Raw genomic sequence first — 26,238 nt, 5'->3', positions numbered from 1 at the left:
CGCGATCAACTTGCCTTGGTGTAGCTGCCCGGTTGCCCGGGAACCTGCACGAACCACGCCGGACGCCCGTCCGGTTCGCGGCCGATGCGCGCACCGGGCAGCGGCGGCTGGCGCGCGTCCATCACGGTGCGGGCGGTGGCGGTGCGCCGCGGCAGGAAGTCGGCCTCCTGCAGTTCGATCACCGAATCCTTCCAGGCCTGCGTGATCTGCCGGAAATCCGCCTCGCTGTGCGCGGAGGTGAAGAAGCAGGGGAAGTTGTCCAGGATGTGCACGCCGCGGCTGCGCATCATCGCGAACAGCAGATCCTGCAAGGGATGATCTTCCAGGAACTGGGTCTTCCAGAACGACGCGAAGTGCTTGACCGCGACCGGCGCACCGACTTCGTCGCAGAACGCGTTGAGCTCGGCGGCCATCGCCGTGGTGCGCGCGTTGAGCCGCTCCTGCAGGCCGGCGCCCTGCTCCTTGATGTGTTCGAGCACCGCCTGCGCCGCCGCCAGCGCCAGCGGGTGGCGCACGAAGGTGCCGGCGAAATAGGTCACGCCCACGGTCGGCACCGAGTCGTCGCCGAACTGCCAGCTGCCGCCGTCGAGCGCATCCATGAACTCGCGCTTGCCGGCGATCACGCCGATCGGATAACCGCCACCGACCACCTTGCCGTAGGTGGCGAGGTCCGCCTGGATGCCGAACAGCGCCTGGGTGCCGCCGGGATGGGCGCGGAAGCCGGTGACGATCTCGTCGAAGATGCACAGCGTGCCGGACGCGGCGGTGATCTTGCGCACCTCGCGCAGGAAATCGACCGGCTGGAAGTCGGGCCGCCGGCTCTGCACCGGCTCGATCAGCACGGCGGCCAGCTCGTGCGCGCGCGCGCGGATGATCTCCAGCGATTCCGGCGTGCCGTAGTCCAGCACGATCACGTTCTCCGCCGTGTTGCGCATGATCCCGGGCGCGGCCGGCACCGCACGCAGCTTCTTCGTGCCGCGCACGATCACCTCGTCGATGATGCCGTGGTAGGAGCCGCTGAACAGCACCACGGTGCTGCGCCCGGTGACCGTGCGCGCGACCCGCAGCGCACCCAGTACGGCTTCCGAACCGGTGTTGCACAGGGCGGCGCGGTCGTGTCCGGTGACCTCGCACACCAGTCGCGCCACGTCGCCGGCGAGCGGATGCTGCGGGCCGATCTCGTAGCCGAGGTCGAGCTGGCGGCGGATGGCCTCCAGCACGAAATCCGGCTGCCAGCCGAACAGGCTCATGCCGAAGCCGTTCAGCGCATCCACGTATTCGTTGCCGTCCAGGTCCCACAGGCGCGAGCCCTTGGAGCGCTCGACCACCAGCGGGTAGACGATCTCCTTGGTCAGCGGGCGGAAGCCGTTCACCACGCGCGGGTCGGCCATGTGCGGGCGCTGCGCCTCGGTGTACTGCTTGGACTTGCGCGACCGCGCGACGTAGCGCTCGATGAAACGATCGAGCCGCTCGCGCTGGTGGCGGGACAGTTCCAGCTGGCCGTTGTCGATGCGCGCGATCGCGCCGAACGCCTTCTTGACGTCGTAGCGGGTGTGCGCCAGCGCCGCTTCCTCGTCGCGATCCGCGCTGGTCGACACGGGTGCTGCCGCCGGTGGCGTCGCCACGCTGGCCGGTGGTGCTGCTTGCTGTGCGGGCGCGACGGGTGCGGCGGCGCTCGCCGTTCCCCCGAGCAAGGCCAGCTGCTGTGCCATCAGTTGCATCTGCTGGTCGATCACGTGACGCACGTAGTCGTTGCCGCCCGCTCCCGCCGTCGGCAGCGCCGGCACGGCAAGCGTTGGCGCGGCGAGCGTCGGCGCAGCCACGGGGGCGGCGACCGGCGCGGCAACTGGCGCCGCCATCGGCGCGTCCGGCGGCATGTGCTCGTCCAGCAACGCCGCCAGCCGGTCCAGGCTGGCGTGGTCGACCATCAACTGGCGGAACGTCACCTTGACCGGGAACACGCGCGACAGGTGCAGCGCGACTTGGGTCAGCATCAGGCTGTCCAGCCCGAGCTCGATGAAGTTGCTGGTGCTGTCGGCGTCGTCCAGTTCGATCCCGGTGATGTCCTCGAACACCGCCTTGAGCTGGTTCACCAGCCGGGGGCGGCGATCGGCGGGCATGGCGACTTGCGGCATGGGGGCTTCCTCGGCCGCGGGCGCGGCGGCGACGGGTGTCGGTTCAGCGAACGATGGCGCGGGCGCCGTGGCGGGTGCGGCATCCAGCCAGCAGCGCTGGCGTTCGAACGGATAGGTGGGCAGGCGCACGCGGCGGCGGCGCGCGCGATGGTCGAGTCGTGCCGGATCAAGCGCCACGCCGCGGCACCAGAGTTGGCCCGCGGCCTGCAGCAGCGCCGTGCGCTCCGCGTCCGCCGCATCGGCCAGGCTGGGCACGGCGACGATGCGTTCGCGCGCGGTACCGAGTTGCTGTCGGGCGAGCGTGGTCAGCGTGTGGCGCGGCCCCACTTCCAGCAGCACGCGCGATGGCGCGTCGAGCACGCGCGCCAGCGCGCCGGAGAAGCGCACCGGAACGCGCAGGTGCTGCGTCCAGTAATCGATCGAGCCGGCCTGCGCGGGGTCGAGCCAGTCGCCCAGCGCGGTCGACACCAGGGGCAGCTGCGGGCGGCCCAGTTCGACGGCGGCAAGCGCCTCGCGGAACGGTGCCAGCACCGGCTCCATCATCGCCGAATGGAAGGCGTGCGAGGTCTGCAGCAGGCGCGCGGCGATGCCGTCCGCTTCGAGCGCCGCCCGGAAAGCCTCGACCGTCTCGGCCGGCCCGGCCACCACGCAGGCGCCAGGCGCGTTCTCCGCCGCCAGCGCCAGATCCGCCGGCAGGCGTGCCTGCAATGCATCCAGCGGCAGCCGCACCGACAGCATCGCGCCCGGCGGCTGCGCCTGCATCAGCTCGCCGCGCCGCGCCACCAGCGCGATCGCGTCGCGCAGGCTGAACACGCCGGCCAGCGTGGCTGCCACGAACTCGCCCACGCTGTGGCCGATCATCGCTGCCGGCACGAGGCCCAGGCTCATCCACCACTGCGCCAGCGCGTATTCGATGGCGAACGTCGCCGGCTGCATCACCGCCGTGGGCAGCAGCGCGGCCGGGTCGTCGGCGAACACGCACGCGGCGAGGTCGAAACCGCCCTGCTTGCGCAAGGCGCTGGCGCAAGCGTCGAATGCGTCGCGGAACACCGGCTCGCTGGCATGCAGCGCGCGACCCATGCCGGCGTACTGGGCGCCCTGGCCCGGGAACAGGAAGACCACGTCGCCCGCCCGCGCCGGCGTGCTGCGCGTCGCCGCCGCGGCGATTTCCGCGCTGGCCAGCTGCGCGCTGGCGCTGGTGGCGGACTCGGTGACCACGGCCAGCCGATGGGCGAAGGCCTTGCGTCCGACCGCCAGCGTCCACGCCACGTCGGCAAGCTCGACTTCCGGCGAGTCCGCCAGGTGCGTGCCCAGCCGCGTGGCCGCCGTACCCAGTGCAGTGGCCGTGCGCGCCGACAGCAAAAGCAGTTGCGGCCCGGCGGTCGCCTCGCTCGGCGTCGGTGCGGGTGCTTCCTCCAGCACCACGTGCGCATTGGTGCCGCCCACGCCGAACGAGCTCACGCCCGCGCGGCGCGGTACGCCGGGCGCGCTGGTCCAGTCGTGCAGGCGATCGTTGACCACGAACGGCGAGTGGGCGAAGTCGATCGCCGGGTTGGCCGCGGCGTAATGCAGGCTCGGCGGAATCCGCCGCTCGGCCAGCGCCAGCGCAGTCTTGATCACGCCGGTCGCACCGGCGGCGATCACCAGGTGGCCGACGTTGCTCTTGACCGAACCGAGGCGGCAGAAGCCGGTATCCGACGTGTCGCGCCGGAACGCCTTGACCAGGCCCTCCACCTCGATCGGATCGCCGATCGGCGTGGCCGTGCCGTGCGCTTCCACGTAGGAGATGCTGCGCGCGTCGACGCCGGCGTTGCGCTGCGCCATCGCGACCACCGCGGCCTGGCCCTCGCTGCTGGGCGCCATGAAGCTGGCCTTGGTGCCGCCGTCGTTGTTGATCGCGCCACCGCGGATCACCGCGATGACCGGGTCGCCATCGGCCTGCGCGTCGGCCAGCCGCTTCAACAGCACCACCGCCGCACCGTCGCTGAACACCGTGCCCCGCGCCTCGGCGTCGAAGCTTCGCGTGTGGCCGTCCGGCGACAGCATCGCGCCGTCCTGGAACAGGTAGCCGCTGCGCGGCGGACAGGTGATCGAGGCACCGCCGGCCAGCGCCATCTCGCACTGGCCGCTGCGCAGGCTCTCCATCGCCTGGCAGATCGCCACCAGCGAGGTGGAACAGGCGGTGTGCACGCTCACCGCGGGACCGGTGAGGTCCAGCTTGTGTGCCACCCGCGGCGCGATGAAATCCTTCTCGTTGTCCAGCATCACCTGGAACGCGCCGAGCTTCCCGACCTGGTCGGGATGCGCGCTGACGTGGTGCTGGAAATAGGTCGCGTTGTACATGCCGGCGAACACGCCGACCGGGCCGTCCTGCGCGCCGGGCGCATGGCCGGCGCGTTCCAGGCACTCCCAGCACAGCTCCAGGAACAGCCGCTGCTGCGGGTCCATCAACTCCGCCTCGCGCGGGCTGATGCCGAAGAACGCGGCGTCGAACAGCTCCACGCCGTCGATCACGCCGCGCGCGGGCACGTAGGCCGGATCGTCGCGCAGGCTCGCCGGGATCGACGGGTCGAGCTCGCCCGGCGCGAAGCGGGTGATCGACTCGCGTCCCTCGCACAGGTTCTGCCAGAAGCTCTCGATGTCCGCGGCGCCGGGGAAGCGGCCGCTCATGCCGATGATCGCGATCGGCTCCGCACCGGCTTGCGCGCCGGCGGCACGCGGGCGGGCGAGGCGCGCCGGTTCGATGCCGTCGGCGCCGGCGTGATCGCGGTGGCGGGCCAGCGCCAGCGGCGTGGGATCGCGGAAGAAGGTCAGCACGTCCAGCGCGGCATCGCCGTCGCGGCGCAAGCGATCGATCAGCCGCACCGCCAGCAGCGAGCTGCCGCCCAGCTCGAAGAAGTTGTCGTGGCGGCCCACCTTGTCCAGCGCGAGGCTGGTGGCGAAGGCGGCGCACAGGCGCGTCTCGGCTTCGCCCACCGGGGCTTCGTAGGTCGTGGCCAGTTCCGGCCGTGCGCTGCCCGGCGCCGGCAACGCGGCGCGGTCGAGCTTGCCGTTGGCGGTGACCGGCAGCGCGTCCAGCATCACCCACGCGGCCGGCAGCATGAACTCCGGCAGTTCGGCAGCCAGGCCGCGGCGCAGCGCCGGCTGGTCGGGGCGGGTGGCGGCGGGGACCACGTAGGCGACCAGGCGCTTGCCCAGCGGCGGGTCATCGCGCAGCACGACGGCGCAGGCGCGCACGCCGGGCTGGCGCAGCAGCGCTGCCTCGATCTCGCCGGTCTCGATGCGGTAGCCGCGGATCTTGACCTGGCCGTCGCGCCGGCCGACGAACTCCAGCACGCCGTCGTCGCGCCAGCGCACCAGGTCGCCGGTGCGATACAGGCGGCCATCGGCGGCGCCGAACGGATCGGCCACGAAACGCTCGGCGGTCAGCTGCGCCCGTCCGAGGTAACCGCGCGCCACGCCGTCGCCGCCCACGTGCAGCTCGCCGACCACGCCCGTCGGCACCAGCTCGCCGGCGCGATTGAGCACGTACACGCGGGTGTCGGCGATCGGCCGGCCGATCGGCACCGAGCGCGCGTCGGCCGGCAGGTCCCGCGGGATCGGCCAGGTGCAGGTGAACGTGGTGCACTCGGTCGGGCCGTAGCCGTTGATGATCTCCACGCCGGGCAAGGCCGCCAGCGCGCGGCGCACATGGTCGACCGACAGTGCCTCGCCACCGATCAGCAGCTGGCGCAATCCCTCCAGCCGACGCGGCGCCTCGTCGACCACGGCGTTGAACAGCGACGAGGTCAGCCACGCCGTGCCGACCCCTTCGCCGGCAATGGTTGCGGCCAGGCCGGCAGCGGTGGGGATCGTTTCGGGATGGACCACCACGCGACCGCCGTTCAGCAGCGCGCCCCAGATTTCCAGGGTCGACGCATCGAAGCCCAGCGGTGCGGCGTGCAACATGCGCGTGTCGGCATCCAGCCGCACGTAATCCACGCCGCACACCAGCCGGATGATCGAACGATGGGCGATCGCCACGCCCTTGGGGGTGCCGGTGGAGCCGGAGGTGTACATCACGTAGGCGAGCGCATCGCCGTCGACCACGGGCAGCGGCGCGTCGTGCGGCACGGGTGCGGACTCGACGACATCGAGCGCAAGGCACGCCACTCCATCGGGCAACGGCAGCGTCGCCGCGACCGATGCGACCAGCACCATCCGCGCACCCGCATCGGCCAGCGCAAACGCCAACCGCTCCGGCGGGTGGCTGCGATCGAGCGGCAGGTAGGCCGCGCCGGCCTTGAGCACGCCGAGGATTGCCACCAGCGCCCCCGCCGAACGCTCCAGCGCGACGCCGACGATGTCGCCCGGCACGACGCCGGCATCGAGCAGATGCCGGGCCAAGGTGCTGGACCGCTCATCGAGTCGGGCATAGCTCAGGGCGTGCCCGCTCTCGACCACCGCCGGTGCATCCGCATGCGCGGCGGCGGTGCGGGAGAACAGCGCGGACACGCTGTCGCCGCGGTGTCGCGGCACCGCGGTGTCATTCCACTGCACCAGCAAGCGCTGGCGTTCGGCCGGGGCGAGGAGATCCGGCTTGGCGTCAGCTTCGTCGAGCAGGCCCGCCCAGGCGCGCTGCACGCAACCGGCCAGCAGCTCCACGCTCGCTGCCGTCAGCGGGCTGCGCCAGCGCAGTTCGAGGGCGATCGCGTCGCCGAAATCGAGGCGCCAGGTGGAGAGCGCGGCGGCGGCGTCCGGCAACGCTGCCTCCTGCAGCACCATCCACGCCACCGTGACCGGGGCGGCCGACCCGCGCGCTGCGGACAGCACACCCTCCAGCCATGCCTTGCGTGGCGCGTCGCGGGGCACCGGCACGGTCAGCTGGCGGGTGCATCCGGCCTGGTGCAGCGTTGCCACGGCGGACTCGGCGCCGGTCAGCTGCGCCTCGACCCGCGCCAACGCGGCCAGCAGGGTCAGCGCCGCGCGCTCGGGATCGGCCGCGTGCAGCGCCGCCACGCAAGTGGCCAATGCGCCGTCGAGCGGCACGCGGCGGCTTTGCCAGGTTTCGTCATCGGCAGGCGCGATGCCCGGCAGCACGTCCAGCAACGACATGCCGTCGTCAATTGACACTGGATTGGATGCCGCGCCCACCACCCCTCCTGGTCGGGCGGCGATGACCGCCACGACACGCGCCGATCTCCCTCGGGCAGGATGCGCGCGATTCGCGAGGCACCGCGGATCGGCCGGCATCTGCCCAGCGAAGCCGCCTGGGAGCACCCGCTCATCGCGTCGTCTGCCAAACCAGCCTCTGGACGACAAGATTAGCGCAGAACCGCGTCGAACTGTGCAATGGGGCACGCCATTCAGACTGACTGCGTGCTATGCAGATGGACTATGGCGCGGCGGACTGGAACGCGAACAGCCACAGGATCGCCCGCTGGCGCGGGCTGCCGCTCCAGCTCACCCGGTAGGTACCGGCACGGTCGACCTGGCGGTATGCCACCGCGCACTGCACGCCGCTTATCGGCGGCAGTTGCAGATAACTGTCGATCACGGTGAAACCGTTGTCCGGCACGGCGCTCATCCGGCGCACGTTGCCGTCACCCCACCACACCGCGATCAACGTGGCCGGCCCGGTCGTGGTGACCTCGCCGCTGGTCACGCTGAAGCGGTCGGCCGGATCGGAGAGCATGCCCTCCACCGTGCGCTTGAGCTTGCCCGCGATGCGCTGGACCAGGTTGGGCGCGGGGTAATTCTGGGCGAAATCCTGCAGCACGCCGGCATGGCGGATTTCCACGAAGGGGATGGTGATCTCGCGCTCCGGCTCACCCGGCTTGTCGATGCTGACCGTATGGTGCCGGCCGCCCGGGCCGGCCAGCGACACGTAGGCCTTCACGTCGAAACGGCCCTGGTAGCCGTCGTAGACGGCGGTCGGACCCACCTGGGTCCAGTGCCGCCCATAACTGTCGGTCGGCGCCGCCGCGTTGCTGGCGAAGCCGCCATTGAGCACCAGCAACGCACTGCCCGCCGGCGCGGTGTCGAGCGGCGCGGTCACGGCGGGACTGCGGCCGCGATGATCGGCCTGCGCCAGCAAGGTGTGGGCGCCGAGCGTAGGCGGCGCGGGAGGAGCTGGCCGGTCGACGCCGGCTGCGGTCAGCGGAATGCAGGCCAGCATGAGCACGCGCCAGGCCCGGCGACCGCCGCGCCGCCGGCCGGACATCACGAGTCGCCAACCTTGGCGTACGGTGCGGCGTCCGAATCGACGGACGCGCCGGCCAGTCGCCGCGCCAGCCGCTTGCTGCCGATGTAGAGCCCGCCGGCCGCCAGCGTGGCGGCGTCGAACAACGGGAAGCGATCCACCGCCGGCGGCACCCAGCCCAGCCGGCGCAGCATGTCGTGGGTGCGATGCAGGAGGGAGTTGCGCCGGGTCGCGCGGGTGTAATAGGTGAAGCTCATGGTGATCGACGGGCCATCGCCGTTCTCGACCATGTGCGGACTGGTCGAGGGCATGTAGGCACCCATCCCGGGTTCCAGCTCGAACACCTGCGCACGCTCGCGATACTCCTCGCGCCACTGCAGCAGCTCCCGCGAATGGGTGCGATGGAAGCGGTCGCGCGCATGCTCGCTGACCACCTGCGTGTCGCGATGGTCCCACACGTAGATCCGCTTGCGGCCGTGCACCTGCAGGATGAAGTTGTGTTCCTTGTCCATGTGGAACGGCGTCACCGCCCGCGGCGAGGTGAGGAAGATCCAGCCGGCGCGATAGCACATGCCCGGGTCGACCGCCTCCACCTGCGGCCGGACCGAGTCGAGTACCTCGTCGACGACGGCGCGGTACTGCGGATCGGATTGCACGTTGAGCAGCGAAGTCCACGCCGCGGCATGCTCGATGTCGCTCAGCGTCGCCTCGACACCCTTGGCGTTGGGATGCAACCGGGGTGCTTCGTTGAACGACGTGCCCGCAGTGGCATCGCCGCTGTGCGAGCGCACGCGGCCACGCGCTTCCAGCCGCTTGCCCAGCTCGACCAGGGCCGGCAACTGCAGCGCGGGGTGCGTCGCCAGATGATGCCGCACGCCCTGTATCCGCCAGGGATCGAACTGATCCCAGGCGACTTCCAGCCACTTGGACGATGGACCCGACATGCCCCCTCCCGCGACCCGCCGGCCGCAAGCTGCGCCACGGAATCGAAGCGGCAGTGTGCCCCGCGCCCCGGCGCCCCGCAAGCTCAGTCGCGACGGAAGCAGAAGCCGTGGTAGCGGTCGACCGAGCAGGCCGGCTCGAACGGAATGCGCATGTGGCGCTCGGTCGTCGACCAGTGGTCGACCACGCGATAACCGGCCGCCGCGAACTCCTCGATGAAGGCGCCCAGCGCGGTCACCCTGTACGGGCAGTTGGCGATGCCGACCCGGCGCCGGGTGACACGCTGCAGGGTCACGAAGCTGCGCTCGGGGTGCAGCGGCGTCACGTTGACCAATACGTGGCGCGGCGGCGCGCGCAATGGTTGCAGCAACTGCGGCAGCGAGTAGTCGAGGTACTGCAGCACGCCGCTGCAGAGCAGCACGTCGCAACCGTCGGCGTCCTGCGGAGAGTCGGTGAAGCCGAGCTTGCCGGCGCCATCCTCGCGCTCGGCCAGCGCGCGCCCGGCCGCGACCACGGCGGGCACGTCGTGCACCAGCCAGCGCAGGTCATCGGGATACGGCAGGTGGTGGCGGAAACCGAAATAGCTGGTGCCCACGTTGCCGCCCAGGTCGAACAATTTCCGCGCGTCGCCGGCAAACAGTCGCGAGAGCCAGAACAGCACCGGGTAATCCACGATCTGCACACGCTCCAGCCGGTCGGCGTAGAGCTCGCCCGACTGCGGCTGGTCGTAGCTGGTCGGCAACGATGCCGGTGCCCCGGCACGCGCCGCCTCGACACTGGCAAACACGCCGCCGTAGGCATTGCCGGGCAACACGTCGCGGGCAAACAGGTGGCGATAGACCGGCCGCGCGAGCAGACGCACCCCCGGCAATTCCGCCACGCCCAACGCCACACCCCGCAAGCTTGCAGTCAGGCCCTTGGCCATCGTCGCCTCCCGCCGTTTTCGGTGCGTCACGCTAGCACGAGGCAGCGAGGGTGCGCCGCGGCCGCGGCGTCCAGCAGGTATAGTTCCGCACGGCAGCCGGTGCACGGATGGTGCGCGGCACATGGCCCGGCTTGCGGCATTCAAGGGGAAGCACGACGTGGCGCGCGAGACCGATTTTCTCGACCTCTACCGCTTGCTCGGTCTCGAACCGGGTTGTGGCCTGGACGAATTCAAGCACGCGTACCGGCGCCGGGTGTCGGTGCTGCACCCGGACCGTCGCGACGAGGATTCGCGCGGCGTCGCCGCGCAGCGGCTGCAGCAGCTCACCGCGATGTACGGCATGGCGATGGAGTTCCACCGCACGCATGGCCGCCTGCCCGGCGCCGCGGGCGTGCGGCCGTCCCAGCCGCCGAGGGGCGAAGCCGGGTCGGCCGCGGCGACGCAGCGGGTACTCGCGACACGGCGGCGTTCCCGTCGCTGGTTGTTGCTGCCGGCCGCTGCCATTGCGGCGTGGTGGCTGTGGCCGGGCGAACCGCCCGCGCCGCCCGCGGCCCCGCCCGCCGAAACCGTGCAGCCGCCGACGCATCGCGCCACGGCGACAGCGCCGGCGGAACGGCCGGCGTGGGGCCTGGGCATGGATGCCGCCAGCGTGCGCAGCATCGAAGGCGAACCCACGCTGATGGCCAGCGACCAGCGCTGGGAGTACGGCCCATCATGGGTGCGCTTCGAGAACGGCAAGGTGGTCGACTGGTACAGCTCACCGCTGTACCCGCTGCATGTGGCCGCGCACAGCAGCCCGCCGCAGGGCCAGTGAACGCGCGACACGCCGCACTCGCCCTGATCGACCGCGACCACCGCCCGGAGGTGCGTCTGCCGCGACCGGTGCGAACGCCGGTCGCGGTCCGGTTCAACCGCCGGGCTTGTACGGTGCCGGAAAGCCGGGAATCGGCAGCGCGCTGATCGGCACCGGGACGTAAACCGGCGTCGGCGGTGGCGGCGGGTTGCCCTGCACCGTGCCGTCGGTCGTCACGTAGAAGCTGAGTACACCCTTGTGGCTGCTCATGGTGGTGCCGCCCACGCTGATGTTGACGTTGCGCAACCCGGCGTTGGCCGAGGTGGTCACCGTGTAGCCGGTGTCCGGGAGCAGGTCGGTGACCACGTGGTAGGCCGACAACGGCTGCACTCCGTAGACAAGGTTGCCGCTGAGCGCGGTGCCGGGGGCGCCGCTGCTGCTCACCACCACGGCGTTGCCGTCGCTGGCGAGCAGTTCCACCCCGACGATGCCGCCCTGGCTCACCGTCACCGGGCTGGTCGTGGCGACCTTGGCGGCGGTGCCGGACAGGTCGAACACGGTCAGCCATCGCTGGCTGGCGCTGGTGTCGGGCGGGCGCACCTGCACCTGCCACGCCTTGATCGGGTTGTCGCCCGGATACATGCCGACCGTCGTGGTCTTGTTGCCGGTCGGCAGCACGGTGGTCATCGCGCCCACGTACTGGCCGTTGTAGCTGACGTCGAAGCGGTGCTGTCCCGCCGGCGCGCTGCCCGCGGCCGGGTTGGCCGGGAAATGCCAGGCCAGGTACTGGTCGTAGCCAGTGCTGCCTTCGGTGGTGCGGTCGTAGACGACGAAACGGTTCGGACGCAGGTAGACGACTTGCCGCGACCATGCCGACACCGCCGGCCCGGCGGAGAAGGTGCGATACATGTCCTCCAGGTGGGTAGCCAGCATGTAGACGTAGCCGTTGCCGTCCTCGTACGCCGACACCGCGGTGCGCACGCCATCGTCCTCGGTGGTATTGGCCTCCTGGCCGAAACGCTGCGCCACCGAGCTGCCGCTCATGCTGCGCACGTAGAAGATGTTGTACAGCTGCCGGTTGCCGCTGTACTGGGTACCGTCGAGGTCGCCGTAGTTGTCGTTGAAGATCTTCGTCTCGTCGGCGTTGCCGCCAGGCTCGTGCACCAGCCAGCCGCCGGCATTGACCAGCAGCGGCGAGCCGCCGCGCACCAGCGCGAGACTGCCCTGGTCGAAGAACTCGTGCCCGGCGGCGGGGTTGTTGGTGTAGGGGCCGGCGCGGAACGACATCCAGCTGGCGGCGGTGGTCCAGTCCGAGCGTGCCGCGACGGCGTTCATGCCCGGCGCGAAATAGGACAGCGGCAAGGTGCTCAGCGCCGCCTTCGGCGCATTCGGATCGATCGCCAGGAACTGCAGCCAGGCCGGCGCATCACTGTACCCGCCGGTGGCCTGGTCGACCGCCGCGAGGTACTGGTTGAACACCGCGACCTTGGGCGATTGCCAGTAGCTCAACGCACCGATGATCTGCTGGAACATGCCGACTGGGGTCGTGCCCGGCGGCGGCGAGGAGGGATCGCCGTTGGAGTGGTTGTCGTCACGGTCGTCGAAGTAGACCAGCGACGGCCAGGTGAAATGCATCGAGTAGTCGGCACTGTCCACCGGGAAGGTATACGGCGCGCTGGCATGCAGCAGATCCTGCCCGGTGGCGGTCTTCACTTCGCGCGCGGGCAAGCTCATGTTGAGGATGCTCAGCGGCGCGTAGTTGCCGTAACCCTCCGGCCAGCCGCCACCGAGCATGTGCAGGCGATAGTACGGCTGCACTCGCGCGCCGAACTGGTTGCCCAGCCAGTCGGTCCACTGCGCCGGCGCGCTGGGATTTTCGCCGTAGGTGGCCAGCGAGATCACCGCCTTGGCGTGGAAGTAACCGGCGTAGTAGTTGCCGATGGGATTGCCATCGTAGGCAAACGAAGCACACCCGCCGGACTTTTCCCACGCGGCGATCCACGCGTTCGCGGTGGTGTAGATCTGCGTGCGCTGGGACGCGGTCAGCAGGTCGTAGACCCAGTCATAGCCCAGGCCGTAACCCACGCCGTAGAAGCGGATGCCGTAACCGCTGTCGGTGCACGGGTCCCAGCCGTTGCTGCCCGGGTAGGGCATCGACATCTTCATCAGGATGTCGACCGCCTTGGCGCCGTAGGGTGCCGCGGCCGCCGCATTGCTGGACTTCAGCACCTGGTAGCACATGCCTTCGGCCAGCAGCGCCGGCAGATAGGATTCGCCCTGGTAGCCCGAGCCGAGGTTCGGCTTGTCGGGGTACTGGTTGCCGGTGGGATACGCCACCGTGCCGCCGATGTAGGAATCGCAGGTGGCTTTCAGCGCCGTCCATTGCGGCGTGTTCGCCGCCGCGCGCTGGCGCAGCGCGGTCAGCGTGGAGGAGTCCAGAAGCAGCCGTGGATGCGCCGCCAGCGTCACGGCTTGCGGTCGCACCGGCACGGCGCTGAACGCAGCCGCCCGCGGCGCGCCCTGCACCGCGGAGGAATCGCGGCCGATCGACCCGGTCAGCCCGGCTGGCACACCGACCGCATGCCTTGCAGCGGTGCTGCGGGAGGAGGCACCGGTGGCCGCCACCAGCGGCTGCACACCGACAACGCCACCGACAACGCGGGGGACCGGACGGGGCGTCGCTTCGGTCGTGGTCGCGCGGGCGCGCGGCGCGTTCGCCGGCGGCGCCACCGCGGCAGCATCGACCCGGGTCGCGCGTCGGCTCGTCGCCGCCGCGATGGTGGGGGAGACCCTGGCGTCAGCGGCATTTCCGAGCTTCTCCGCGGCAAGCGGCGAAGGCCTGGCGGGGGCCGCCGGCAGCCTGGCTGGCGCCGGCGCGGCGGCCATCGGACGGTAGGTCAGCGGTCGCGGTTCGTCATCGCGCGCCAGCAGCAGCGATACCGCAGTGAACAGCAGCATCAGCATCACGCCGCCACCGAGCAGTGCGGTACGCGTGCGTTGCGCGCGCAATGATGACGGAGCGGGCATCTCGCCGCTGCCCCGGGTCGGTGCTGCAGGCCTGTTCGGCGCAATCTGATCGGTGCGGGACATGGGGGGAATCCATAGGTAGGCCGATGCCAACGACCCAGCCTCGCCAAGCCGGCGGCTTGAGCTGGGTAGCTGATTATCCTGAATGCCCCGTGCCCGGAAAGCGTATCACTACACAATGCGGCGTCATAGCTGGCCCGGCAGCCATGACGCGCCAACCACGCCGCAGGTCCGGAAGACGGGTTCAAGCTTGCCGGGCCGGCCGGCCCGGAGGGAACCGCCAATCAGCGTGCGCCGCGGCGGAACAGCACCACTTCGACCGTCTGGAACAGGATCAGCAGGTCGAACAGCAGGTTGTGGTTCTTGACGTAGTACAGATCGTACTTGAGCTTTTCCTCGGCATCGGCCTCGGACGCGCCATACGGATAACGCAGCTGCGCCCAGCCGGCCAGACCGGGCTTGAGGCAATGACGCAGATCGTAGTAGCGGATCTTCTGGCCAAGGTCGATCACGAATTGCGGCCGCTCGGGCCGCGGGCCGATGAAGCTCATCTCGCCCTTGAGCACGTTCCACAACTGTGGCAGCTCGTCCAGGCGCACCTTGCGCGTGAAGCGGCCCACCCGGGTCACCCGGTCGTCGTCCTTGTTCGCCCAGCGCGCGATGCCGTCCAGCTCCGCGTCGGTGCGCATGCTGCGGAACTTGATCAGCTGGAACGTCTTGCCGCGCGCGCCGACGCGCTCCTGCCGGTAGAGAATGGGCTGGCCGGCACCGGACTCGATGCGGATGGCCAGCGCCACCAGCAGCATCAGCGGCCAGGTCAGCAGCAGCACCAGCGTGGCGATCAGCAGATCCGAGCAGCGCTTGCTGAAGCGGCGCAGCGGAGTGGCATCGAAGCCGCCGGAGAACACCAGCCAGGAGGGATCGGTCAGCGACAGCTGCACGCGGCCGGACTCGCGTTCGAAGAAGGTAGCCAGGTCGGTCACGTCGATGCCGTTCTGACGGCACTCCAGCAGGTCGCGCATGGGCAGCCCGCCGCGCCGGTCGTCCACGCCGACCACGATCTCGTCCACCTGGCGATGCAGCGCCCAGTCCACCAGCGAACCCTCGGGGCGCACCAGGGACATCGCGCCGACCTGCACCTCCTCGCCCTCGCGCGGCACGAAACCGAGCACGTTGAAGCCGATCCGGTCGGCGTGGCGGCGCATGCGCGTCTGGATCTGCGAGGCACGCTTGCCTGCACCCAGGATCAGCACCCGGCGCTGGAACACCACCGCGTCCACCAGGCGCAGGAACACCAGCCGGAAGCCCATCATCAGGGCGAAGGACAGCAGCAGCGCGATGGTCAGCACGCCGCGGCCGACATAGGCCTGCGGCAGCAGGTAATACATGATGAAGACGCCCACGCCACCGAGCACGAAACCCACGCTCTGGCGCGCCAGCACGCCGAACCAGCTCGTTCGCATGTGCGACTGGTAGTGACCCAGGGCGACCATCGCCAGCAGCATGATCACGGCGAACGCCAGCGAGCGCTCGGGCATGTGGTGGGAGAACTGGGCCAGATCGGCAGGCCGATTGAAATAACGCAGGTACATGGCCGCGTTGAGCGAAAAGCCCAGCAGCACCATGTCCACAGCCGCCAGCAGCAAGAGCCAGCGGTTGGCTTTACGACGCAGAAAGCGAAACATCTCCATCCCCCCAACCCTTGCCACTCCAACCAGCATGGCGAACCGACGGCGCCGCTTGGCGCTCGTCCCCGCCTGGCGGCGGGCCTGCACCTATACACTAAACTTGTATCGGATACAACCACATCCGTCACAAATTGATGGCTGACCGGCTACGGTTCGGCAGATTCGGCAGGCAGACAGCACGCATGCCGGCGGCCACCGCAGGGGGCACACCACGCCAGGCCCATACCCGCCCACATTCCGGCGCCCGGAAACGAACCGGCCCGCCAGTGGCGGGCCGGTGCATGCGAGTGCGGACCGACGCTCAGAGGATGTAGACGAACATGAACAAGCCCAGCCACACCACGTCGACGAAGTGCCAGTACCAGGCCACCGCCTCGAAGCCGAAGTGATGATCCTTGCTGAAGTGACCCTTCAGCACGCGCAGCCAGATCACCGCCAGCATGATCGTGCCCAGGGTCACGTGCAGGCCATGGAAGCCGGTCAGCATGAAAAAGGTCGAGCCGTAGACGCCGCTGCCCAGGGTGAGGTTGAGCTCGTGGTAGGCCTCGATGTACTCGTGCGCCTGGAAGTACAGGAAGGTGGCGCCCAGCAGCACGGTCAGGCCCAGGAACAGCAGAATCCGGCCGCGATGCCCGGCGCGCAGGGCGTGGTGGGCGATCGTCACGGTGACGCTGGAGGTCAGCAGGATCAGCGTGTTCAGCAACGGCAGCCCCCACGCAGGCACCGTTTCGAACGCCCCGCCGATCTTCGCCGGACCATTGCCGCCGTTGGCACCCCAGGCCGCGGTGTAGTCGCTCCACAGGAACTGGTGGGTCAATACGCCATGGCCTTCGCCACCGAGCCACGGCACCGAGAACATGCGGATGTAGAACAGCGCACCGAAGAACGCACCGAAGAACATCACCTCGGAGAAGATGAACCACATCATCCCCATGCGGAACGAGGTATCGACCTGGTGGTTGTAGTCGCCGGCCAGCGATTCGCGGATGACCGAACGGAACCAGCCGAAGAACATCCCCAGCACGCCGATCACGCCGAGGACGAACACCGATTTGCCGAAACCGGTCGCACCCGGCTCGGCGTTGAGCCAGTGCCCGGCACCGAACATGAAGATGAACATGACGACCGCGGCGACGATCGGCCAGTAGCTCTTGGCCGGTACAAAGTAAACGTCGTGTTGCTGACCCATGCTGAGACCCCGTGAATTTCTCTTGATGACTCTGCCCCGCCATGCCGCTCGGGGACCTGCCTGCCGGTCGTGCCGACCCGGGTGATTGAAGTGGAAAGGTGCTGGCGCGGTTATTTCATCAGCAGGATCTGCAGGAACGCCAGCAGATAGAAGCCGATCACCACCGCGACCAGGATCTTCACCGTGCGGCGCACGCCGCGGCGCTGGTCCGCGGCGTGGATGTCGTCAACCGGCTGTGTCATTTCCACGGCTTCCCCGCCGATCAGGCGTGCACGTTGCCGTGCGCCAGCTCTTCGTCATGGATCACCGGCGGCACCGAGAAGGTATGGTGCGGCGCCGGCGAAGGCACGGTCCATTCCAGTCCCTTGGCGCCTTCCCACACGCGGTCGGTGGCCTTCTTCCTGGAGAAGAACACGCAGTGGATCACCACGCCGAGGAAGATCAGCTGCGAGGCACCGAACAGGAAGCCACCGATCGAGCTGACCATGTTGAAGTTGGCGAACGCCACGTTGTAATCGGGGATGCGCCGCGGCATGCCGGCCAGGCCGAGGAAGTGCTGCGGGAAGAACAGCACGTTCACGAACACCACGCTGCACCAGAAGTGCACCTTGCCCCAGAACTCGCTGTACATGTTGCCGGCCCACTTCGGCAGCCAGTAGTAGGCCGCCGCAATGATCGCGAACAATGCGCCGGTCACCAGCACGTAGTGGAAATGCGCCACCACGAAATAGGTGTCCTGGTACTGGAAGTCGGCCGGCACCAGGGCCAGCATCAGGCCGGAGAAGCCGCCGATGGTGAACAGGATGATGAACGCGATGGCGAACAGCATCGGGGTCTCGAAGGTCATCGAGCCGCCCCACATGGTGGCCACCCAGTTGAACACCTTCACGCCGGTAGGCACCGCGATCAGCATGGTGGCGTACATGAAGAACAGATCCGCGCCCAGCGGCAGGCCCACCGCGAACATGTGGTGCGCCCACACGATGAACGACAGGAACGCGATGCAGGCGAGCGCGAACACCATCGCCTTGTAGCCGAAGATCGGCTTGCGCGCGAAGGTGGGCACGATCTCCGAGATGATCCCGAACGCCGGCAGGATCATGATGTAGACCTCGGGGTGGCCGAAGAACCAGAACACGTGCTGGTACAGCACGGGGTCGCCGCCGCCGCCCGGATTGAAGAAGCTGGTGCCGAAGTACTTGTCGGTCAGCAGCATGGTCACCGCGCCGGCCAGCACCGGCATCACGGCGATCAGCAGGAACGCGGTGATCAGCCAGCTCCACACGAACACCGGCATCTTCAGCAGGTCCATGCCCGGCGCGCGCATGTTGAGGATGGTGGCGATGATGTTGATCGCGCCCATGATCGAGCTGATGCCCATCAGATGGATGGCGAACACCACGTAGGCCAGCGAATCGCTCTGCAGCGACAGCGGCGGATACATCGTCCAGCCGCCGGCCGGTGCGCCGCCCGGCGAGAACAGCGTGGACAGCATCAGCAGGAAGGCGAACGGAAGAATCCAGAACGACAGGTTGTTCATGCGCGGCAGCGCCATGTCCGGCGCGCCCACCATCAGCGGGATCATCCAGTTACCCAGGCCCACGAACGCCGGCATGATCGCGCCGAAGATCATGATCAGGCCGTGCATGGTGGTCAGCTCGTTGAAGAAGTACGGCTGCACCAGCTGCAGGCCGGGCTTGAACAACTCGGCGCGGATGGTCATCGCGAAACTGCCGCCGATGAAGAACATCGTCAGCGCGAAGATCAGGTACAGCGTACCGATGTCCTTGTGATTGGTGGACATGCACCAGCGTTGGAAGAAACTCTTCGGCGCGCCGTGGTGATCATCGTGCTGATCATGGGTGGCTGCGTAGGACATGGCCATGCACCTCTAACCTGTAATGGAATGCGACTGCAACGAAAACGCGGATGGGGTCGGGCTCAGCCCGGCGGAGTGGTCGCCGCGGCAGTGGCCGCCGTGCCCGCGTCGATCGGCGCGGGGGGCGGCAGGGACTTGCCGGAAGCGGCTTCCTGCTCGGCCAGCCACTTGGCGAAGTCCGCCTTCGACTTGGCCACCACCACGATCGGCATGAAGCCGTGGTCCTGGCCGCACAGCTCGGCGCACTGGCCGCGGTACGTGCCCGGCTCCTTGATGTTGGTCCAGGCCGCGTTGACGATGCCGGGGATCGCGTCGAGCTTCCAGCCCAGTGCCGGCACCCACCACGAATGGATCACGTCGCCGCCGGTGATGATGAAGCGGATCTTGGTGTCGACCGGCACCACCAGCGGCTTGTCGACGTTGAGCAGGTAGGTCTGCTCGTCGCCCACCTTGACCGCATACGGGTCCATGCCCGAATCGAGCTGGCGGGTGTCGTCGCTCTGCTTGTCCAGCCTGGACATGAAGCCGACCTTGTCGATCGGCTTGCCCATGTAGCTGACGTAGTCGTAGCGCCACTTCCACTGGTAGCCGGTGACCTTCACCGTCATCTGCGAGCCGGTGGTATCGGCCCAGCTGGTGAGGCCGCCGGTGGCGAGGTAGGCCAGGGTGATCAGGATCAGCACCGGAATCGTGGTCCAGACCACTTCCAGCACGGTGTTGTGCGCCCACTTCTCGGCCACCGCGCCGCGCGATTTGCGGAAGCGGAACATCGCGACGAACATGGCGCCGAACACCAGCACGCCGATCACCACGCAAACCCACAGCGAGATGTTGTTCAGATCGTAGGGGACGTGCGACCAGGTGCTCGCGCCGCGCTCCATGTTCAGCTGCCATGGATGCGGATTCGCCTGCACGGCACCGCCGAACGTCGCAAGGGCAAGGCCCGCCGTCGCCATGATTGATCGCCTGATCCCGCCAGATGTCATGTCTTGCACCTTTGTCATTGCTGTTTGCGCCACGTTCCGGTCGAGCCGGCCAGCAGCACCCTGAGTCGCTTCGCCAGCTCGACGCGTTCCGTTGCCGCCAGAAACGCGCCGATCTCCAGATCGCGGCCGTGCGATGTCAACACCAGGCGTCCATTGCCGGTATCCAGCCGCACGCGCACCCAGCAAGACTGGAAGCGAGTGCAACGCCGGCCCGGCAGCGACTGCACCTCCAGCGACGATTCGTCGAGAGTGATGCGCTCGCAGCGGTCGCCGGCCCGCCAGGCCACGCTCAACGCGATGGCCATGGCGGCGGATTCCACCAGGGCAAACAGCGGAGCAAACACGTTCCCCTGCCACGCCCCCAGTTCTGCCGTTGTCAGCGCCAATGCCACCAGAACCACGATCAGTCGACGCAGGCCGCGGCGGCTGAGCGAGCGATTGGGCTTGAGCCACATCGTCACGCAGGGCAAGCCGGCGCTGGCTGGTCGAAGCACGATCATGGAGATCCGGCGTGCCTGGAACTGCCGGAATGATAGGCCGCGGCGGCGCAGTGGGCAAGAATGTCGCACCCGATTGACTTCGATCAACGCGGCCCGTCACCTCGACAGGCACCGCAAGCCATTCGCGCCCGTGCGGCAGATCACCCTGCCCGAGGCGGATTTTCGCGCGTGGCGGCGCGTCCCCACGGCCGGGCACGAAGCGTACAATCGCGGGTTTATTCCATCCCCCACGACCGGCACCGACACGACCGTGACCTCACCCATCCTGAGTCCCGAGCTGCCCGCTCGAACCACACCCGCGCGCGCGCGCATCACTGCTGCCTGGCTGCGCGACGAGACCGAAGCGGTCAACGACCTGCTCGACCAGGCTGCGCTGCCGGCGGAGGAACGCGAACAGGTAGTCGACCGCGCTGCCGCGCTGGTCACCCGCGTGCGTGCGCGGGCGAAGGACCAGAGCGTGGTCGAGTCCTTCATGCGCCAGTACGACCTGTCCAGCGAGGAAGGCATCCTGCTGATGTGCGTGGCCGAGGCGCTGCTGCGCATCCCGGACAAGACCACCACCGACAAGCTGATCCGCGACAAGCTCGGCGACGCCAACTGGCGCAAGCATCTGGGCCGCAGCGAATCGCTGCTGGTCAACGCCTCCACCTGGGGCCTGCTGCTCACCGGCCGGCTGGTCAACCTGGCCGACGGCAGCGGCGACGATTTCAACGGCGCACTGCGCCGGCTGGTCGCCCGCGTGGGCGACCCCGCGATCCGCGCGGCGGTGCGCCAGGCCATGCGCATCATGGGCCACCAGTTCGTGATGGGCCGCGATATCGAGGAGGCGCTCGACCGCAGCCTGAAGAAGGAGAACGCGGTGTTCCGCTACTCCTTCGACATGCTGGGCGAGTCGGCGTTGACCGCCGACACCGCCGAGCGCTACCAGCAGGATTACCGCAACGCGATCGCCGCGCTGGGCGCGCGCGGCCCGTATGCGAACCACACCGACGCGCCGTCGATCTCGGTGAAATTGTCGGCGCTGTTCCCGCGCTACGAAGTGGCCCAGCGCGCACGGGCGCACCAGGCGCTCACCGAAAAGCTGCTGGAGCTGTCGCAGCTGGCGATGAAGCACGGCATCGCGCTGTCGGTCGACGCCGAGGAGGCCGACCGGCTGGAGCTGTCGCTGGACGTGATCGGTGATGTCTTCGCGCACCCCTCGCTGGAAAGCTGGAACGGCCTGGGCATCGTGGTGCAGGCGTACGCCAAGCGCACGCCGTTCGTGATCGACTGGCTGGTGGAGACAGCACTGGCCAGCGGCCGGCGCTGGTACGTGCGGCTGGTCAAGGGTGCCTACTGGGACGCCGAGATCAAGAAGGCGCAGGAGCAGGGCCTGGGCGGCTACCCGGTGTTCACCCGCAAGCCGAATACCGACGTCTCCTATCTGGCCTGCGCGCGGCGCCTGTTCAACGCGGGCGGCAACCTGATCTATCCGCAGTTCGCCACCCACAACGCGCACACCATCGCCGCCGTGCACCACATCGCGCAGGGCCGGCCGTTCGAGTTCCAGCGCCTGCACGGCATGGGCAGCGACCTGTATGCCGAGGTGATCGGCAAGCAGAGCTTCAACGTGCCCTGCCGCGTGTATGCGCCGGTCGGCTCGCACGAGGACCTGCTGCCCTACCTGGTGCGCCGCCTGCTCGAGAACGGCGCCAACACCAGCTTCGTCAACCGCGTGGTGGACGAGGACGTGCCCGCGCGCGAGCTGGTGGCCGACCCCTGCGAGACGGTGCGCGCGTTCGATCACATCCCGCACCCGCGCATCCCGCTGCCGGCCAATCTCTACGGTGAACTTCGGAAGAATTCCATGGGCGTCAACTTTGCCAACGACAACGAACTGAACGACCTCGCCGCCGCGGTCAACGCGCAGCAGGGCCCGTGGGCCGCCGGCCCGTTGGTGCCCGGCGCCAGCAGCCAGGGCCCCACGGTGCAGGTCACCGATCCGTCCGACCGCCGCCGCATCATCGGCAGCTACCTCAGCGCCGACCAGGCCACCGTCGATCGGGCGATGGCCAACGCGGCGGCTGCGCAGGACCGCTGGAACAACCTGCCGGTGGCCAATCGCGCCGCCATGCTCGAATTCGCCGCCGACCAGCTGGAGGCGCGCCGCGCCGAGTTCATCGCGCTGTGCGTGCGCGAGGCAGGCAAGAGCCTGCCCGACGCGATCGCCGAAGTGCGCGAGGCGGCCGACTTCCTGCGCTACTACGCCACCATGGCGCGCCGCCTGTTTGCCGAACCCGAGCAACTGCCCGGCCCCACCGGCGAGACCAACCAGTTGTACCTGGGCGGTCGCGGCGTGTTCGTGGGCATCAGCCCGTGGAACTTCCCGCTGGCGATCTTCATCGGCCAGGTCAGCGCCGCACTGGCGGCGGGCAACACGGTGATCGCCAAGCCGGCCGAACAAACCAGCCTGATCGGCCATCTCGCCACGCAGCTGCTGCACGAGGCCGGCGTGCCGAAGGAGGTGCTGCAGTTCGTCCCGGGTGACGGCCCCACGGTGGGCGCCGCGCTCACCCGCGACCCGCGCGTGGCCGGCGTGGTGTTCACCGGCGCCACCGAAACCGCGTGGGCGATCAACCGCGCGCTGGCGGCGCGCGACGCGCAGATCGCCGTGCTGGTGGCCGAGACCGGCGGCCAGAACGCGATGATCGCCGACTCCTCCGCGCTGCCCGAGCAGATCGTCAAGGACGTGATCGCCTCGGCCTTCCAGTCCGCCGGCCAGCGCTGCTCGGCGGCACGCGTGCTGTACATCCAGGAAGACATCGCCGACAAGGTGATCGACATGCTCGCCGGCGCGATGGCCGAGCTGAAGGTGGGCGACCCGGGCCTGCTGTCGACCGACGTCGGCCCGGTCATCGATGAGGATGCCAGGGCGATCCTGGTGGCCCACGCCGAACGCATGGACAAGGAGGCGAAGAAGATCGCCGAAGCGCCGATGGACCCGGCCGCCACCGCGCACGGCACCTTCTTCGCGCCGCGCGCGTACGAGATTCCCTCGCTGTCGGTGCTCAAGCGCGAGGTGTTCGGCCCGGTGCTGCACCTGATCCGCTTCAAGGCCAGCGAACTGAAGAACGTCGTCGACGAGATCAACAGCACCGGCTACGGCCTCACCCTCGGCGTGCACAGCCGCATCGACGCCACCGTGCACTACATCAGCCAGCACGCCCGCGTCGGCAACTGCTACGTCAACCGCAACCAGATCGGCGCGGTGGTCGGCGTGCAGCCGTTCGGTGGCGAAGGCCTGTCCGGCACCGGTCCCAAGGCCGGCGGTCCGCACTACCTGCTGCGCTTCGCCGGCGAACGCACGCTGACCATCAACACCACGGCATCGGGCGGCAACGCCTCGCTGCTGACGATCGGGGAGTAGCAGCCGGGGCCGGGAGCGCGCAAGCGTTCGCCGGACGCTTGCGCCCGCTTGTGCGGCGCGCAAGCGGGCGCCGCCCCCGCCATGTTAGAAAGTCCGGACTGCAGGCCGTCGCGGCCTGCCTGCGTCGGAGCATCGGCACCATGGCACAACCCGCCGGCATGATCGGCCTGCATTCCTCCGCGGCGACGGCAGCGGCGACGGACGATCCGCGCTACACCGCCGCGGAGTTCCCGACCAACAAGCTGTTGTACCTGACCCAGCTCGCCGATGCCTGCGGCATCGACTGCCGCGGCTGGTTCGCCGGTCTGGCGCTCAGCCGCACGCAGCTGGCGGACCCTGCGCTGCGCGTGTCGTATCGCCAGGCTTCCGGTTTCGTGCGGCGGGCGCTGGCGGCACTGCGCGCGGCGGGGGTGGCGGACGCCGGCCTGCGCATCGGCCGCGAAGGCACCGTCGGCGGCTTCGGCCTGCTCGGGTTGGCGATGATGACCTCGCGCACCTTCGGCGAGGCGATGCAGGCGGGCATCGCGCACCACAAGATCTGCGGCTGCCTGCTCGACCTCTCGTTCGAGGCAGTGGACGAGCGCACCGTGGCGATGGTGGCCCTGCCGCTGTTCGAGGACAGCGAACTGCTGCCGTTCTTCTGCGAAGAGCTGTTTGCAAGTTCGACCCTGATCGCGCGCGAGCTGGTCGGCCCGGAGCTGCGTCCGCAGCGGCTGGAGCTGGCCTATCCGCGACCGGCCTACGCCGACGAATACGATGCCCTGTTCGGCTGCGAGTCGCGCTTCGACGCACCGCGTTGCCGGCTGCTGATCGACGTGCAGTGGCTGCCCCATCCGCTGCCCGGCTACAACCCGCTGACCGCGAAGCAGGCGCTGGCGTTGTGCGCGCAGCAACGCACGCCTGACGGTGGCGAGCCGCATCAGGAGATCGTCGCCGCGGTGGAGCGCCTGCTGCGCAGCCGCCTGGCGCAGCAACCCAGGCTCGACGAAGTCGCGCGCACATTGAACCTGAGCGAGCGTTCGCTGCGCCGCAAGCTGGCCGAGAGCGGGCGGATCTTCCGCGAGATCCATGATCGCGTGCGCGCCGAGCGCGCGCTGCAGCTGCTGCAGGCAGGCGCGTTGAGCGTGGCCGACGTCGGCAGCGCAGTGGGCTTCAGCGACCCGCGTGAATTCCGGCGCGCGTTCAAGCGCTGGACGGGCATGCCGCCGCAGGAGGCGCGGCGCCCGCGCTGATCAATCCGGCCGCTTTTCCCCCCGTCGGCTGGCCGCTTTGCCCTCCCCACGGGCGGCGGAATGGGCGAGAGTCGGAGTCATCGCGACGCCGGCACTTCCACGGGGGAATCCAACCATGCGCACACTGCTCATCACCATTGCACTGGCCGCGACGCTGGCCGGTTGCGGCAAGCACGAGGCGCCGTCGCAAACCGCCGCCGACAACGGTTTCGAGGCCAAGCTGCAGGAGCAGCTGCTGGACGCCAAGCCCGGCAGCGTGATCGAGATCCCCGCCGGCCACTACCACCTCAAGCGCGGGCTGAGCCTGCGCACCGACGGCGTCACCATCCGCGGCGACGGCATGGACAAGACCGTGCTCTCGTTCAAGGGCCAGGTGGTCGGCCCCGAGGGCCTGCTGGTCAATGCCAGCGATTTCACCATCGAGAACCTGGCGATCGAGGACACCAAGGGTGATGCGCTGAAGATCAACCAGGGCAGCAACATCACCATCCACGGCGTGCGCGTGGAGTGGACCGACGGCCCGAAGACCACCAACGGCGCCTACGGCCTGTACCCGGTGAAGACGCAGAACGTGCTGATCGAGGACTCGGTGGTGATCGGCGCCTCCGATGCCGGCATCTACGTCGGCCAGTCGGACAACATCATCGTGCGCAACAACCGCGCCGAACACAACGTGGCCGGCATCGAGGTGGAGAACTCCACCCGCGCCGACGTCTACGGCAACACCACCACGCAGAACACCGGCGGCATCCTGGTGTTCAACATGCCCAACCTGTCCAAGGAAGGCCACAGCACGCGGGTGTTCAGGAACAAGGTGATCGCCAACAACCTGGACAACTTCGCCGCCAAGGGCGCGGCGGTGGCCAGCGTGCCGGCGGGTTCGGGCGTGGTGATCAACTCCAACGACAAGGTGGAGATCTTCGACAACGACATCGCCGACAACCGGACCGCCAACATCATCATCGCCAGCTACTTCTCCACCAACTACTACAACACCCGCGGCGTGGCGGCGAACTACAACCCGTACCCGAAGGCGATCTACGTGCACGACAACCGCCTCAAGGGCGGTGGCGATTCACCGGACGGGCTCAAGCTGAAGGCGCTGAAGACCGCGATGTACGGCCTCGGCGGCAACTTCCCCGACGTGTTGTGGGATGGCTACGTCGACACGAAGAACCTGGTCGACGGCCTGCCGCCGGCGAACGACCGCATCTGCATCCGGGGCGTCAACGGCGTGATCAACGCCGACGGCCCGCACGACTACAAGAACCCCAGCAAGGACATGAAGCCGTACGAATGCACGCTGCCCAGCCTGCCCCCGGTGACCTTGAATCCCGAGCCGAAGGTCTGAGGAA

General features: G+C 68.9%; 15 protein-coding genes. 4 read left to right on the top strand and 11 right to left on the bottom strand.

Features of this window, described 5'->3' with window-relative positions; all coding sequences use genetic code 11:
* Positions 1-5: 5 nt before the first annotated feature.
* The 4 genes from ACVCMG_RS12380 to ACVCMG_RS12365 form a co-directional block, all read right to left on the bottom strand.
* Positions 6-7,247, bottom strand: a complete 7,242-nt coding sequence (locus ACVCMG_RS12380) for a hybrid non-ribosomal peptide synthetase/type I polyketide synthase (protein ID WP_447114255.1) — start codon at positions 7,245-7,247, stop codon at positions 6-8.
* 262 nt (positions 7,248-7,509) lie between these two features.
* A complete protein-coding gene (locus tag ACVCMG_RS12375; RefSeq protein ID WP_447097925.1) occupies positions 7,510-8,292 on the bottom strand; it encodes a hypothetical protein in 783 nt (260 codons plus the stop codon).
* A 44-nt stretch (positions 8,293-8,336) separates the two neighbouring features.
* Positions 8,337-9,260 (bottom strand): cupin-like domain-containing protein, encoded by a 924-nt coding sequence (locus tag ACVCMG_RS12370; RefSeq protein WP_395120380.1) that lies wholly within the window; start codon positions 9,258-9,260, stop codon positions 8,337-8,339.
* An 83-nt stretch (positions 9,261-9,343) separates the two neighbouring features.
* On the bottom strand, positions 9,344-10,183 hold the full coding sequence (locus tag ACVCMG_RS12365; RefSeq protein ID WP_447114254.1) for a TIGR04325 family methyltransferase: 840 nt from the start codon (positions 10,181-10,183) through the stop codon (positions 9,344-9,346).
* 121 nt (positions 10,184-10,304) lie between these two features.
* Between ACVCMG_RS12365 and ACVCMG_RS12360 the strand changes: the two genes are divergently transcribed.
* Entirely contained in the window at positions 10,305-10,997 is a 693-nt protein-coding gene (locus ACVCMG_RS12360) for a J domain-containing protein (RefSeq protein ID WP_395120382.1), read from the top strand.
* 93 nt (positions 10,998-11,090) lie between these two features.
* On the opposite strand, the gene ACVCMG_RS12355 is transcribed toward ACVCMG_RS12360, so the two are convergent.
* The 7 genes from ACVCMG_RS12355 to ACVCMG_RS12325 all read right to left on the bottom strand — a co-directional run bounded on the left by ACVCMG_RS12355 (position 11,091) and on the right by ACVCMG_RS12325 (position 20,200).
* Positions 11,091-14,066 carry a hypothetical protein gene (locus tag ACVCMG_RS12355; protein WP_447114253.1) on the bottom strand — a complete coding sequence of 992 codons (2,976 nt, stop codon included), beginning with the start codon at positions 14,064-14,066 and terminating at the stop codon, positions 11,091-11,093.
* Positions 14,067-14,287: 221 nt separating this feature from the next.
* Positions 14,288-15,688: a TIGR03013 family XrtA/PEP-CTERM system glycosyltransferase gene (locus tag ACVCMG_RS12350; protein ID WP_447097920.1), complete on the bottom strand. Its 1,401-nt coding sequence runs from the start codon at positions 15,686-15,688 to the stop codon at positions 14,288-14,290.
* A 304-nt stretch (positions 15,689-15,992) separates the two neighbouring features.
* The gene (locus ACVCMG_RS12345; RefSeq protein WP_395120385.1) at positions 15,993-16,880 is read right to left on the bottom strand and encodes a cytochrome c oxidase subunit 3; all 888 of its coding nucleotides are present in this window, start codon (positions 16,878-16,880) and stop codon (positions 15,993-15,995) included.
* Positions 16,881-16,990: 110 nt separating this feature from the next.
* Positions 16,991-17,122: a hypothetical protein gene (locus ACVCMG_RS12340; RefSeq protein ID WP_395120386.1), complete on the bottom strand. Its 132-nt coding sequence runs from the start codon at positions 17,120-17,122 to the stop codon at positions 16,991-16,993.
* A 20-nt stretch (positions 17,123-17,142) separates the two neighbouring features.
* Positions 17,143-18,759 carry a cytochrome c oxidase subunit I gene (gene ctaD, locus ACVCMG_RS12335; RefSeq protein ID WP_395121266.1) on the bottom strand — a complete coding sequence of 539 codons (1,617 nt, stop codon included), beginning with the start codon at positions 18,757-18,759 and terminating at the stop codon, positions 17,143-17,145.
* 62 nt (positions 18,760-18,821) lie between these two features.
* Positions 18,822-19,745 carry a cytochrome c oxidase subunit II gene (gene coxB, locus ACVCMG_RS12330; RefSeq protein WP_395120387.1) on the bottom strand — a complete coding sequence of 308 codons (924 nt, stop codon included), beginning with the start codon at positions 19,743-19,745 and terminating at the stop codon, positions 18,822-18,824.
* A gap of 14 nt (positions 19,746-19,759) precedes the next feature.
* On the bottom strand, positions 19,760-20,200 hold the full coding sequence (locus ACVCMG_RS12325) for a DUF2244 domain-containing protein (RefSeq protein ID WP_395121268.1): 441 nt from the start codon (positions 20,198-20,200) through the stop codon (positions 19,760-19,762).
* Positions 20,201-20,495: 295 nt separating this feature from the next.
* Here ACVCMG_RS12325 and putA point away from each other — a divergent pair, with 295 nt between their 5' ends.
* From putA to ACVCMG_RS12310, 3 genes are all read left to right on the top strand, one after another.
* Entirely contained in the window at positions 20,496-23,651 is a 3,156-nt protein-coding gene (gene putA, locus ACVCMG_RS12320; protein WP_447114252.1) for a bifunctional proline dehydrogenase/L-glutamate gamma-semialdehyde dehydrogenase PutA, read from the top strand.
* Positions 23,652-23,791: 140 nt separating this feature from the next.
* On the top strand, positions 23,792-24,883 hold the full coding sequence (locus ACVCMG_RS12315) for an AraC family transcriptional regulator (protein WP_447114251.1): 1,092 nt from the start codon (positions 23,792-23,794) through the stop codon (positions 24,881-24,883).
* A 115-nt stretch (positions 24,884-24,998) separates the two neighbouring features.
* Entirely contained in the window at positions 24,999-26,234 is a 1,236-nt protein-coding gene (locus tag ACVCMG_RS12310) for a parallel beta-helix domain-containing protein (RefSeq protein WP_447114250.1), read from the top strand.
* Positions 26,235-26,238: the final 4 nt, after the last annotated feature.

The organism is Rhodanobacter sp. UC4451_H18 (genome assembly GCF_052978225.1).
The sequence above is the reverse complement of the archived record's forward strand: the minus strand, read 5'-3'. Positions and strand labels throughout refer to the sequence as shown.

What these genes read in the sequence shown, in the direction of transcription:
- ACVCMG_RS12375 (WP_447097925.1), bottom strand. Translation starts at nt 8,292, where the DNA reads ATGCTGGCCTGCATTCCGCTGACCGCAGCCGGCGTCGACCGGCCAGCT.
- ACVCMG_RS12370 (WP_395120380.1), bottom strand. Translation starts at nt 9,260, where the DNA reads ATGTCGGGTCCATCGTCCAAGTGGCTGGAAGTCGCCTGGGATCAGTTC.
- ACVCMG_RS12365 (WP_447114254.1), bottom strand. Translation starts at nt 10,183, where the DNA reads ATGGCCAAGGGCCTGACTGCAAGCTTGCGGGGTGTGGCGTTGGGCGTG.
- ACVCMG_RS12360 (WP_395120382.1), top strand. Translation starts at nt 10,305, where the DNA reads ATGGCCCGGCTTGCGGCATTCAAGGGGAAGCACGACGTGGCGCGCGAG.
- ACVCMG_RS12355 (WP_447114253.1), bottom strand. Translation starts at nt 14,066, where the DNA reads ATGTCCCGCACCGATCAGATTGCGCCGAACAGGCCTGCAGCACCGACC.
- ACVCMG_RS12350 (WP_447097920.1), bottom strand. Translation starts at nt 15,688, where the DNA reads ATGTTTCGCTTTCTGCGTCGTAAAGCCAACCGCTGGCTCTTGCTGCTG.
- ACVCMG_RS12345 (WP_395120385.1), bottom strand. Translation starts at nt 16,880, where the DNA reads ATGGGTCAGCAACACGACGTTTACTTTGTACCGGCCAAGAGCTACTGG.
- ACVCMG_RS12340 (WP_395120386.1), bottom strand. Translation starts at nt 17,122, where the DNA reads ATGACACAGCCGGTTGACGACATCCACGCCGCGGACCAGCGCCGCGGC.
- ctaD (WP_395121266.1), bottom strand. Translation starts at nt 18,759, where the DNA reads ATGTCCTACGCAGCCACCCATGATCAGCACGATGATCACCACGGCGCG.
- coxB (WP_395120387.1), bottom strand. Translation starts at nt 19,745, where the DNA reads ATGACATCTGGCGGGATCAGGCGATCAATCATGGCGACGGCGGGCCTT.
- ACVCMG_RS12325 (WP_395121268.1), bottom strand. Translation starts at nt 20,200, where the DNA reads ATGTGGCTCAAGCCCAATCGCTCGCTCAGCCGCCGCGGCCTGCGTCGA.
- ACVCMG_RS12315 (WP_447114251.1), top strand. Translation starts at nt 23,792, where the DNA reads ATGGCACAACCCGCCGGCATGATCGGCCTGCATTCCTCCGCGGCGACG.
- ACVCMG_RS12310 (WP_447114250.1), top strand. Translation starts at nt 24,999, where the DNA reads ATGCGCACACTGCTCATCACCATTGCACTGGCCGCGACGCTGGCCGGT.